9 protein-coding genes are annotated in these 12303 nt (G+C 70.9%); 4 read left to right on the top strand and 5 right to left on the bottom strand.

Annotated features, from left to right (window positions below; all coding sequences use genetic code 11):
* Positions 1–79: 79 nt before the first annotated feature.
* Positions 80–1885, bottom strand: a complete 1806-nt coding sequence (locus tag JHN63_RS35245; RefSeq protein WP_200688546.1) for a 3-hydroxyacyl-CoA dehydrogenase family protein — start codon at positions 1883–1885, stop codon at positions 80–82.
* A gap of 339 nt (positions 1886–2224) precedes the next feature.
* Here JHN63_RS35245 and JHN63_RS35240 point away from each other — a divergent pair, with 339 nt between their 5' ends.
* Complete coding sequence (locus JHN63_RS35240; RefSeq protein WP_200688544.1) at positions 2225–2800, top strand: adenylosuccinate lyase; 576 nt, start codon at positions 2225–2227, stop codon at positions 2798–2800.
* A gap of 70 nt (positions 2801–2870) precedes the next feature.
* Here JHN63_RS35240 and JHN63_RS35235 read toward each other — a convergent pair whose 3' ends face one another.
* From JHN63_RS35235 to JHN63_RS35220, 4 genes are all read right to left on the bottom strand, one after another.
* A complete protein-coding gene (locus tag JHN63_RS35235) occupies positions 2871–3404 on the bottom strand; it encodes a GNAT family N-acetyltransferase (RefSeq protein WP_200688542.1) in 534 nt (177 codons plus the stop codon).
* Between the two features lie 39 nt (positions 3405–3443).
* Positions 3444–3842 (bottom strand): RidA family protein, encoded by a 399-nt coding sequence (locus tag JHN63_RS35230; protein ID WP_200688540.1) that lies wholly within the window; start codon positions 3840–3842, stop codon positions 3444–3446.
* Positions 3843–3908: 66 nt separating this feature from the next.
* Complete coding sequence (locus tag JHN63_RS35225; RefSeq protein ID WP_200688538.1) at positions 3909–5489, bottom strand: alpha/beta hydrolase; 1581 nt, start codon at positions 5487–5489, stop codon at positions 3909–3911.
* 139 nt (positions 5490–5628) lie between these two features.
* Positions 5629–6663, bottom strand: coding sequence for an Rv2578c family radical SAM protein (locus JHN63_RS35220; protein ID WP_200688536.1), 1035 nt, complete (start codon positions 6661–6663; stop codon positions 5629–5631).
* A gap of 168 nt (positions 6664–6831) precedes the next feature.
* Between JHN63_RS35220 and JHN63_RS35215 the strand changes: the two genes are divergently transcribed.
* The 3 genes from JHN63_RS35215 to JHN63_RS35205 form a co-directional block, all read left to right on the top strand.
* On the top strand, positions 6832–7275 hold the full coding sequence (locus JHN63_RS35215) for an SRPBCC family protein (protein WP_200688534.1): 444 nt from the start codon (positions 6832–6834) through the stop codon (positions 7273–7275).
* Positions 7276–7441: 166 nt separating this feature from the next.
* A complete protein-coding gene (locus JHN63_RS35210) occupies positions 7442–9832 on the top strand; it encodes an MFS transporter (RefSeq protein WP_200688532.1) in 2391 nt (796 codons plus the stop codon).
* Positions 9833–9982: 150 nt separating this feature from the next.
* On the top strand, positions 9983–12303 hold a 2321-nt coding region (locus JHN63_RS35205; protein WP_200688529.1), incomplete at its 3' end, for a SpoIIE family protein phosphatase.

Raw genomic sequence — 12303 nt, 5'->3', positions numbered from 1 at the left:
GGGTTCTCCGGTGGAACCGAGCAGCCCGCCCCAGTCCCCGTCCCCGTGCTCGTCGTCCCCGAACCAGTCGCCCGGACGCTCAGCGGCGGGCATATTCGCGGAAGCCGCGGCCCGTCTTGCGGCCGAGGCAGCCCGCGGCCACCAGGTGCTCCAGAAGCGGTGCCGGAGCCAGCCCCGGGTCGCGGAACTCGCGGTGCAGGACCTTTTCGATCGCCAGGGAGACGTCGAGCCCGACGACGTCCAGCAGCTCGAAGGGGCCCATCGGGTAGCCGCCGCCCAGCTTCATCGCCGCGTCGATGTCGTCAAGGGACGCATAGTGCTCCTGCACCATCTTGATCGCGTTGTTGAGGTACGGGAACAGCAGGGCGTTGACGATGAAGCCGGCCCGGTCACCACAGTCGACCGCGTGCTTCTTGATCTTGACGCAGACCTCGTGAACCGTTGAGTGGACGTCGGCGTCCGTCAACACCGTACGGACGACCTCGACCAGCTTCATCGCCGGTGCGGGGTTGAAGAAGTGCATGCCGATCACGTCCTGCGGACGCGAGGTGGCGCGGGCGCACGCGACGACCGGCAGCGACGAGGTCGTGGTGCCCAGGACCGCCCCCGGCTTGCAGACCTTGTCCAGCGTCGTGAAGAGCTGCTGCTTGATCTCCAGGTCCTCGGCGACCGCCTCGACGGCCAGGTCGACCTCCGCGAACGCGTCGTAGGAACCTGCCGGAGTGATCCGCTCCAGGGTCTGCGCGGCGGCCTCGGCGGTCATCCGCCCCCGGTCGACGGAGCGCGAGAGCGACTTCCCGATACGGGACTTGGCGAACTGCGCCTTCTCCTCGCTGCGGGCGGCGAGCACCACGTCGTACCCGGCCTTGGCGAAGACCTCGGCGATACCGGACGCCATGGTCCCGGAACCGGCGACCCCCACCGAGCGGACCGTGCGGCCCGGGGTGAGCCGCGCGCCCTCCGGCGGGGTCAGTGCGTCCCGCACGACCGTCGCGCTGCCCTCGGCCTCGTAGGAGTAGAAGCCGCGACCTGTCTTACGGCCGGTCAGGCCCGCCTCGCTGAGCTGCTTGAGGATCGGCGCGGGGGCGTGCAGGCGGTCGTGCGACTCGGAGTACATGGCCTCCAGGACCGTGCGCGCGGTGTCGATGCCGATCAGGTCGAGCAGTGCGAGCGGGCCCATGGGGAGTCCGCAGCCGAGCCTCATCGCCGCGTCGATGTCCTCGCGGGAGGCGTACTTCGCCTCGTACATCGCGGCCGCCTGGTTGAGGTAGCCGAACAGCAGCCCGTCCGCGACGAACCCGGGCCGGTCGCCGACCGCGACGGGCTCCTTGCCCAGTTCGATCGCGAGGTCCGTGACGGCGGCGACGGCGGCGGGCGCGGTCAGCACCGAGGAGACGACCTCGACCAGCTTCATCGCTGGCGCGGGGTTGAAGAAGTGCAGCCCGAGCACCCGCTCCGGCCGCGCCGAGTCGGCGGCGAGCCGCGTGACGGACAGGGCGTTCGTGCCGGTCGCGAGAATCGTCTCGGGGCGCACGATCCCGTCCAGCTCACGGAAGATCTGGTGCTTGATCTCGTACGACTCCGGGGCCACCTCGATGACCAGGTCGGCGTCGGCCGCCGCGCTCAGGTCCGTGGAGGTGCGGACCCGGGCCAGGGCGTCGGAGCGCTCCTGCTCGGTCAGTCGGCCGCGCCGCACGGCGTGGGCGGTCGCGGTCTCCAGGGCGGCGACGGCGTGGGCGGTCGCCGCCTCGCTGACGTCGATGCCGACGACCTCGCGGCCGGCCCGGGCGAGGACCTCGGTGATACCGGTGCCCATCGTGCCGAGACCGACGACGGCAATGGTCTTGAACGGGGACAGGGGAGCGTCGGACAGGGGAGCTGCCATCGCGGGACTCCTGGAATGAGGGTGACGACTGGGAGCGCGCGCCGTACGCCGAGGGGCGCACGGGGTGCGAGAAGGAGTGCGGGTGGAGCCGGGCAACGAGCGCACACGCCCGGCGAGTTGAGAGTTCCGACCGGCCCTGTCCCAAGCCGTGTCGTACCGCGGTACACGAGGTACCGAACCGACTGCACTCACCGCGGCTGCGTCACCAGGCCACGGCAAGGAGATACACGAGTGGGTAACTCGCTCACCTGAGCTTAACCGGTGGGTAACGAGCGCGCCAGCCCCCGGAGTTTGTGATGTAGGTCCCGTCTGTCCCGCGACCCCCATAGGCTCGGTTTCATGGACGAAGAGTTGCGATCAGTCACGGAGCGCTTACGGCAGGAGTCGGGAGGGGCGGCGCCGTACGAGGAACTCGTGTCGACCGGCGACCTCGACGAACTGGCCGAGGTGCTCACCGCCCCCGGCCGGCCGCTGTGGGCAAGGGAGTTGGCCGCGTTCCGGCTGGGCCTAGCGGGCGACCCGCGCGCCTTCGAGTCCCTCGTCCTCTTCCTCAACCACCGCGACCCACCGCGCTGCGCCTCCGCCGCGTACGCCCTGGCCCGCCTCGACGACCCCCGCACCGCCCGCGCGGCGGCCGCCCTCGCCACCAACGAACTCCGCGTCGCCTACGCCCTGCACCCCGTCCGGCTCCTGGCCGACCTCCATGCCCCCGAGTCCGTCCCCGCCCTCATCACCACGCTGAGACGCCGACTGCGCCCGCATGACCCGTACCGCCGCGTGGCCCTCGCCTGCGTCCAGGGCCTCGGCGAACTGGGCGACCCCCGCGCCAGACCGGTCCTGAACGATGCCCTCGCCCACCCGGCACTGGCGGAGGCGGCGGTACACGCGCTGGGGCGGATTCCGCGGCAGCGGTGAGCCGCGTCAGAGGGAGACGTCGAAGTGGTCGATGTAGTCGAGAGCGACCTTGCCCCGGGCAACGCCCACCTCACCGCGTCAGCTCCCTGACGTACCGCAGCTCGGGCACCAGCACCCCCGCCACCTCGTACGGCTCCTCCGCGCCGTCCGCCCGGAAGCCCGCCCGCTCGTAGAAGCGACGGGCGCGGGCGTTGCCCCGGACCACCCAGAGGTACACGCGGTCGTGACCGAGGGCCGCGCACCGCCGTAGCGCCTCCCGCATCAGGGCCCGGCCGGCGCCGGTGTTCAGGTGGCGCGGGTCGAGGTACAGGGCGTACAACTCGACGTCCCCGGCGCGGACTTCGCCGTCCCGGTAGGGCCCGAACGCCACCCAGCCGACGATCTCCGTGCCCCGCGTGGCCACCAGGTTCACCACGCTGCCGTCGCCCTGCGCGAAGTGGGCCCTGCGGCGCTCGGCGTCGTCCTTCGCGCTCAGGGCGTCGAGGAAGGGCTGCGGCATGAGGCACCGGTACGCGAACTGCCAGCCCAGGACGCGGATTTCGGAGACACGGTCGCAGTCGGCGAGGACCATCGGGCGGATCCGCAGGGGCTCGGCGTCGTTCATGGCGGCACCCTAAGGACTCGGCCGCGGACCGGCCCCCGATTATTCGCCGATCACCGCGAACGCCTCGATCTCCATCAGGAACTCCGGCCGCACCAGCGCGGCGACCTGTACGGCGGAGGCGGCGGGGAGCCGGTCGTCGGGTATGTGGGTGGCGCGGGCCGCGCGGATCGCCGGCATGTATGCCATGTCCGTGACGAAGTAGGTCAGTTTGACCACGTCGTCGAAGGTGGCCCCGGCCGCGGCCAGGCAGCGGCGGAGGTTCTCGAAGACCTGGTGGGCCTGCGCGGCCGGATCGTCCTCGCCCACCGGCTTGCCGTCCTCGTCCAGGGCGAGTTGGCCCGAGATCGCGACGAAGCGGCCGGTGCCCATGACCACGTGCGTGTAGGCCGTCGCGGGGGCGACGCCGTCGGGGGCGGGAATCCTCGTCAGCTCACTCATGCGTCCATGGTGGACCATGGGTCTGACAACGAGGATTCCCGCCCCCGAGGGGCCGTCAGGGAGTGCTCAGCCGCGGAAGCCCAGCAGGCCGTGCAGCGTCGAACCGTGTGCCGTGCTCGTCGCCGACTTCGCCGTGGTCAGCGGCTTCGGGTCCGGTGTCTTCTGGCACACCGCGTCGATCTCGCCGCCACTGCGCGGCACCTTGCCATTGGTCAGATACGTCGCCAGGTACTTGTCCAGGCAGGCGTTCCCGCTCAGCGTGATGCCGTGGTTCCCGCCGCCCTGCTCGACCACGAAGCTGGAGTCGGCGAGGAGTTGGTGGACCGTCGCGCCGCCCTGGTACGGGGTCGCCGCGTCATTGGTCGCCTGGAAGAGCAGCACCGGAGGCAGCTTGCCGTTGGCGATGTTGATCGGCTGCTCGGACTTCGTCGGCCAGTACGCGCACGGCGCGTTGTACCAGGCGTTGTTCCAGGCCATGAAGGGCGCCTTCTCGTAGACCGCCCAGTTGTCCTTGCGCCACTGGTTCCAGTCGCGCGGCCAGGACGCGTCACGGCACTGCACCGAGGTGTACACGCTGTAGCCGTTGTCCCCGGAGGCGTCGATCGCGGCGAAGTTGTCGTACGCCTCGACCAGCGGATCGGCGTTCTTGTCGTTCACGTACGCGGCGAACGCCTCGGCGAGATAGGGCCAGTAGCCGTTGTAGTACCCGCCCGGGATGAAGGTGTCCTCCAGTTCGGAGGCGCCCACCTTCCCGCCCGCCGGCTTCTTGGCCAGCGCCTTCCGCATCGCGTACCACTTGGCCTCGATCCTGGCCGGGTCCGTGCCGAGCTTGTACGTGGAGTCGTACTTCGCGATCCACTCCATGAACGCCCGCTGGCGGTCGTTGAAGGCGTAGTCCTGGCCGAGGTTGTCGTCGTACCAGACACCCGTGGGATCGACGATGGAGTCCAGCACCAGGCGGCGTACGCGCTCCGGGTAGAGCTTCGCGTACACGGCGCCCAGGTAGGTGCCGTACGAGTAGCCGAAGTAGTTGATCTTCTTCGCGCCGAGTGCCGCCCGGATCGAGTCCATGTCCCGCACGGCGCTGATGGTGTCGATGTACGGCAGCACGCTCGCGTACTTCTTGCCGCAGGCGGCCGCGAAGGCCTTCACGCGCGTGAGGTTGGCCTTTTCCAGCGCCGGGGTGGTCGGCACCGAGTCGGGGCGCACGGGGTCGAAGTACCCGGGCTTGCAGTCGAGGGCGGGAGTGCTCTTGCCGACGCCGCGCGGGTCGAAGCCGATGACGTCGTACTGGGACGCCACCGCCTTGGGCAGCGAGGACGCGACGAAGCCCGCGAGGGTCAGTCCGCTGCCGCCGGGGCCGCCGGGGTTGACCAACAGGGGGCCCTGGTACGTCTTCGCGGTGTGCGGGACCCGGGACAGGGCGAGCGTGATCTGCCTGCCGTGCGGGTTCGCGTGGTCGAGGGGCACCTTGACGCTCGCGCACTGGAGCGTCGGATAGTCGGTGGTGGCGCAGCTCTTCCAGCTGAGCTTCGCGGTCTGCACGGCGGTCGTCGGACGCGCGGTGCTCGCGTCGGCGGGGAGAGCGGTGACCGTCCCGGCCACGACGACGGCGGCGCCGCACAGTACGGCTGCGCGTTTTCTCATGTGTCCTCCCAGGACGGAGAGGTGGCGGACCGCGGTTCTCGCGGTCGGTCCTCGCCGCATAGTCCCGAAAAGCCGGGGCGGAAGAACCTGTTCGGCCGATACTTGACCCAATTGGGCCGCCGGATGCGCTCGAACGCCCTCAGATGAACGAGAGCTGCGTCGGCTCGCTCACCGGCTCCGCCGGTTCGGGTATCCGGCGCGGCATCCCCGCGCGCGCGGGACCGATGCCGTACTCCTGCGCCAGGTCGTGCACCTGACGGGTGATCCGGCGCTGGTACCACTTCGGGGCGTACGCGCCCTCCGCGTACAGCCGCTCGTAACGGCGCACCAGATGCGGGTGGTGCTGCCCGAGCCAGGCCATGAACCACTCGCGGGCGCCGGGCCGCAGATGCAGCACCAGGGGAGTCACCGAAGTGGCCCCGGAGGCCGCTATCGCTCTTACGGTGGCGCGCAGTTGGGCCGGGTCGTCGCTCAGGAAGGGGATCACCGGGGCCATCAGGACGCCGACGTCGATCCCGTGCTCGGTCAGTGTCCGTACGGCGTCCAGGCGCCGCTCCGGGGAGGGCGTGCCGGGCTCCACCGTGCGCCACAGCGCCGGGTCGGTGAAGCCGACCGAGACGGAGATGCCGACGTCGGTGACCTCGGAGGCCTGCACCAGGAGGTCCAGGTCGCGCAGGATCAGCGTGCCCTTCGTCAGGATCGAGAAGGGGTTCGCGTGGTCGCGCAGGGCGCCCAGGATGCCCGGCATCAGCCGGTAGCGGCCCTCCGCGCGCTGGTAGCAGTCCACGTTCGTGCCCATCGCTATGTGCTCGCCGAGCCAGCGCCGGGAGCCGAGCTGGCGGCGCAGCAGCTCCGGCGCGTTCACCTTGACCACGATCTGCGAGTCGAAGCCGAGGCCGGTGTCGAGGTCCAGATAGCTGTGCGACTTGCGGGCGAAGCAGTAGACGCAGGCGTGGGAGCAGCCCCGGTACGGGTTGACCGTCCACTCGAAGGGCATGCGGGAGGCCCCGGGCACCCGGTTGATGATCGAGCGGGCCCGCACCTCGTGGAAGGTGATCCCGCGGAACTCGGGTGTGTCGAAGGTGCGAGTGGTCACCGCGTCCGCGCCGAACAGCGCTACGTCGGCCGTCCGGCTGTGGCCGTCGGACTCCAGGGTGAGGTTCTCCCAGCGCATGACGCCTCCTAGGTAGGCCTGCCCCTCGAGTGAAACACTTGTTCGAATTACTGTGCAAGTGTCATTCCCTGTCACTTCCGACGCCCTGGGGCACCCCGATTTGGGTCACCGAGCGCGGGGGTGGTTGGCTTGCCCCGACCCCGAGAACGCAAGTCCTGGAGGAACGAAATGGCGCAGGTCGAGGCCACCACCGAGCGGGTCGTCGCAGCCGACGCGGAGAAGGTGTTCGACGCCCTCGCCGACTACACCGGCACGCGCGCGAAGCTGCTGCCCGAGCAGTTCAGCGAGTACGAGGTGCGCGAGGGCGGCGACGGCGAGGGCACCCTCGTCCACTGGAAGCTCCAGGCCACCAGCAAGCGCGTCCGCGACTGCCTCCTGGAGGTCAGTGAGCCGACCGACGGCGAACTGGTCGAGAAGGACCGCAACTCCACCATGGTCACCACCTGGCGGGTCACCCCGGCCGGCGAGGGCAAGTCCCGCGTCGTCGTGACCAGCACGTGGAACGGCGCCACCGGCATCGGCGGCTTCTTCGAGCGCACCTTCGCCCCCAAGGGCCTCGGCCGGATCTACGACCTGGTCCTCGACAAGCTCGCCACCGAGGTCGAGAAGTAGACCCCAAGGGCCAAGCCCCCAGGGCGCGTTGACGCCCTGACAGCGTCCCTCACCGGTTCGGGTGGATCTCCGTTCGAGCCGGGCGTACGCCGTAACTCGTCACGCTTGCTCACAGTTGTCGCCCAAAGCGGGAATTGTGCGGCAGGCGCGACGAGGGGAGCGGTACGTGGGCGGGACGACTCTGGTGCAGGACGAACAGGCCCCGGCACCCCCGGAGACACCCGACCCCGCACCCCTCGACAAGGCCGGACTCAGCCCGCGCCGCGTACGGTTGGTCTTCCTCGGGCTGATGCTCGCCCTGCTCCTCGCCGCGCTCGACCAGATGATCGTCGCCACCGCGCTGCCCAAGATCGTCGGTGAACTGCACGGCCTGGAGAAGATGTCCTGGGCGATCACCGCCTACCTCCTCACCTCCACCATCGGCCTGCCGGTCTACGGCAAACTCGGCGACCTCCTCGGCCGCAAGAGCGTGTTCCAGTTCGCGATCGGCGTCTTCGTCATCGGCTCCGCGCTCGCGGGCCGCGCCCAGTCCATGGACCAACTCATCGCGTTCCGCGCGGTCCAGGGCATCGGCGCCGGCGGACTCATGATCGGCGTCCAGGCGATCATCGCGGACATCGTGCCGCCCCGGCAGCGCGGCCGCTTCATGGGCCTGATCGGCGCCACCTTCGGACTCGCCTCGGTCGCGGGCCCGTTGCTCGGCGGCTACTTCACGGACCACCTCTCCTGGAGGTGGTGCTTCTACGTCAACGTGCCCTTCGGCGTGGTCACGTTCGCCGTCGTGACCGTCGTACTGAAACTGCCGAAGCCGACCGCGAAGGCCCGACTCGACCTCCTCGGCGCGCTGTTGCTGGCCGCCGCGTCGACGTGCCTTGTCCTGCTGACCAGTTGGGGCGGGACCGAGTACGCCTGGGGCTCACGCGTCATCCTCGGGCTCGGCGCGGGAGCCGTGGCCGCCGCCGTTCTCTTCCTCGTCGCCGAGCGCTTCGCGCCCGAACCCCTCATCCCGCTGCGGCTGTTCAAGGACGCCGTCTTCAACGTCACCGCTCTGGTGGGCCTGGTGATCGGTGTCGCGCTGTTCGGCGCCGCCAGCTATCTGCCGACGTTTCTCCAGATGGTCGACGGGGCCAGCGCCACCGAGTCGGGGCTGCTGATGCTGCCGATGATGGGCGGCATCGTCGGCGCGTCCATCGTCTCCGGCCAACTCATCAGCCACACCGGCCGGTACAAGATCTACCCCGTCCTCGGCAGCGCGCTGGCAACCCTCGGGATGTGGCTGCTGTCCCGACTCGAGGTCGACACCTCCCGGCTCCAGTACAGCGTGTGGATGGCCGTCCTCGGCGCCGGCATCGGCCTGGTGATGCCCGTCCTCGTCCTCGCCGTGCAGAACTCCGTGCGGCCCGCCGACCTCGGCACCGCCACCAGCGCCAACAACTACTTCCGGCAGATCGGCGGCAGCGTCGGCGCCGCGATCTTCGGCACCCTCTTCGCCGACCGGCTCACCGACGCGCTGCGCGAACGCCTCCCCGCGCGCGCGGGTGCGGGCCTCCCCGACCCCCAGTCCATCACCCCGCAGCTCGTCCACACACTGCCCCCGGCGCTGCGCGACAGCTACATCCGGGCCTACGCCGACGCCATGCCGCGGATCTTCCTCTACCTGGTGCCGGTGCTCGCCCTCGGCCTCCTCATCGCCTTCTTCCTCAAGGAGAGACCACTGGTGTCCCACAACGCCCCCGCCGAGACCTCGGAGACCGCGCCCCTCAACCACCCGATCCCGCAGGCCCGTTCGTCCTACGCGGCCGGAATCCCGGTCTGCGGCACGGTGCAGCACCCGGACGGGACCGCCGTGCCCCGGGCCGCGCTCACCCTCATCGACGTCTCCGGACAGCAGATCGGGCGCGGCGCCAGCGGCGCGGACGGGCGGTACGCGCTCTCCACACCCGGATCCGGGTCGTACGTCCTGATCGCAGCGGCGGGCGGGCACCAGCCGCAGGCGGTGTCCGTGACCGTGGGGGAGCGGCCCGTCGAACTCGACGTCGTCCTCGGCGGCGCCGGACGCCTCGCCGGGAGCGTGCTGACCGCCGACGGCACCCCGGTGCGGGAGGCCGCCGTGACGCTCACCAACGTGCACGGCGAGGTGGTCGCGAGCACCCGCAGCGGACGCGAAGGCACCTATGTGATCAGCGAGTTGGTGGCCGGCGAGTACACCCTCGCCGCCAGCGCGCCCGCGTTCCGCCCGGCCGCGCTCCCCGTCAGCGTCCAGGCGTCCCGCGAGACCCGCCAGGACGTCGAACTCGCGGGCGGCGCCGTGCTGCGCGGCACCGTCAGGGCGAGCGGCGGGCGGCCGGTCGAAGACGCGCGCGTGACCCTTCTCGACGCGGCGGGCAACGTCGTCGACACCCTCACCACCGGACCCGACGGCACCTTCCGGTTCATCGACCTGTCCTCCGGCGAGTACACGGTGATCGCCGCCGGGTACCCGCCCGTGGCCACCGTGCTCCAAGTGGCGGGCGGGGGACGCACCGAGCGCGATCTGCAACTCGGCCACGAGGACTGACCTCCCGCCCCAGGGGGCGCGCAGGCGCACGCCGGTGCGGATCGGCCGGGACCAATTCCAGGAATGCCACACATCGCCACCGGCCGCCCCCGTAGCGTGGTGAGTGGCGGAACAGATCTTGCGGAGCCGTGGGGAGAGAGGGCCTGGGCCATGGACCATGGCACCGAGCGGGAGACAGCTCCCGGCCGCGGCGCCGGGGACGGCGTGGTGGCGGAACACACCGCGGCCGGCCGTGTCCCCCTCGCCGTGATCCTCATCGACCGCGAGGGCCTCGTCTCGCACTGGAGCCGCGGCGCCCGACGCCTGTTCGGCGCCACCAGGGAAGAGGCGATCGGCCAGCCCGCCCTCGACCTGCTCCCCGTCTCCGGTGCCCTGCCCGACGACGAGGAGACCAGTCCCTACGGCGCGTTCGCCGCCTACGACGGACTCGGACCCGACCTGGAGTCCTCCCTCGACGGACGGCTGTCCTACCCGGCCGCGGGCCGCGCCCGCCTCACCGTTCTCGAGAGCGACCGGGTGGACGTCCTGTGGTGGGCGTACCCCCTGGTCGGCCCCGGACAGGAGCGGCTGCTCGTGCTCGCCGCCGACGCGGGCGGCCTGCGCCAGGACCTCCCCGCAGCGGACGTCGCCTTCGAGCGCATAGCCCCCGGCTTCGCCCTGCACACCGACTTCCCCGGCGCCGACGAACTCGCCCGCAGGCTCCCCGAGATCCTGCCCAGCATGAGCGTCGACGAGAGCGCCCGCATCGTCGCCCAGGTCCTCGAACTGGGCTATCCCGTCCTGGAGTTCAGCCAGAACGAGCGGGTGCCCGTGACCCCCGACTGGGGCGTCGCCCGCCGCGCCGAGCGCAAGGCACGCCGCGAGCGGGCCGCCCTCGCGGTCGCCGAGGGGCGGCCCGTGCCCCAGGAGGTCGACGACGAGGGCGAGGACCTCGAATACGCCGCCGTGCGCGAGCGGTTGGAGTTCCTCAACGAGGTCAGCGGCCGCATCGGCACCTCGCTCGACCTCTCGCGGACCATCGTCGAGGTCAGCAAGGCCGTCGTCCCCAAGTTCACCGACGTCGCGGGGACTTACCTCCGTGAACAGGTCGTCGCCGGCGAGGGGTTCCCGGACGGGGTGCCCGACACCACCACCATGTGGCACCGGGTCGCCCTGGAGCACACCGACGAACCCGGACGCTGGGACGACGTCGTACCGGTCGGCGAGGCCATGCCGTTCCCGGCGCACACCCCGTTCTTCCAGTGCATGACCACCGGCGAACCCGTCCTCGTGCCGCGCATCAGCGAGCAGATGGGGCACATGATCGCCTCGCAGTTCGAGAAGCGCGACATCCGGCCGCTGATCACCGGCCGCTCCATGCTGGTCGTCCCGCTCAAGGCCCGCAATGTCGTCCTCGGCTTCATGATTCTGCTGCGCCACCCCGAGCGCGTCGAGTTCAACGACATGGACCGCGTCACCGGCGCCGAACTCGCCGCCCGCGCGGGCCTGGTGCTCGACAACGCGCGCATGTACACCTACCAGGAGTCCGTCGCCGAGACCCTCCAGGACAGCATGCTGCCGCACATACCGGCGCGCATGGCGGGCTGCGACATCGCCACCCGCTATCTGCCGGGCACGCTGCTCGGCCGGGTCGGCGGCGACTGGTTCGACTCGGTGAAACTGCCCGGCGCCCGCACCGCGCTCGTCGTCGGCGACGTCATGGGCCACGGCCTCAACTCGGCAGCCATGATGGGCCAGTTGCGCACCGCCGTGCAGACCATGGCCGCCATGGACCTGCCGCCCGCCCAACTCCTGCGCAACCTCGACGACCTGGCCCAGCGCCTCGGCGACTCGTACCTCGCGACCTGCCTCTACGTGATCTACGACCCGATCGCCGGCGAACTCCACATCGCCAACGCGGGCCACATCCCGCCCGTGATCGTGCGCGCCGACGACGGCCGCAGCGAACTGCTCGACCTGCCCACCGGCGCGCCCATCGGCGTCGGCGGGGTGCCCTTCGAGGCGGTCCGGGTGCGCGTGGAGCCCGGCGACCGGCTGGTGATGTGCACCGACGGACTCGTCGAGGTGCGCGGCGAGGACATCGGCGTGGGACTCGCGACCCTGAGCGAGTCGGCCGCGCACCCGGCCGCGTCCATGGACGACGCCTGCGACACCATCATCCGCACCCTCAACACCCGCGGCGGCCGCAAGGACGACGTCGCGCTCCTGATGGCCCGCCTCAACGGCATCGAGCCGGACGACGTCGCCGAGTGGCGCCTCGCCCTCGACCCGCTCCAGGCCGGCCGGGCCCGCACGGCGGTCCGTGAACAGCTCCACGCGTGGGGCCTGCCCAAACTCGCCGACACCGCCGCCCTGTTGGCCGACGAACTGGTCACCAACGCGGTACGGCACTCCCACGGCCGCCGGATCGAACTGCGCCTGGTGCGCGGCGACACCCTGCTGTGCGAGGTGGACGACGACGACCCCACCCG

It is taken from the genome of Streptomyces sp. MBT65, assembly GCF_016612545.1.
Taxonomy (GTDB): domain Bacteria; phylum Actinomycetota; class Actinomycetes; order Streptomycetales; family Streptomycetaceae; genus Streptomyces.
This window is presented reverse-complemented; position numbering and strand designations above follow the sequence as displayed.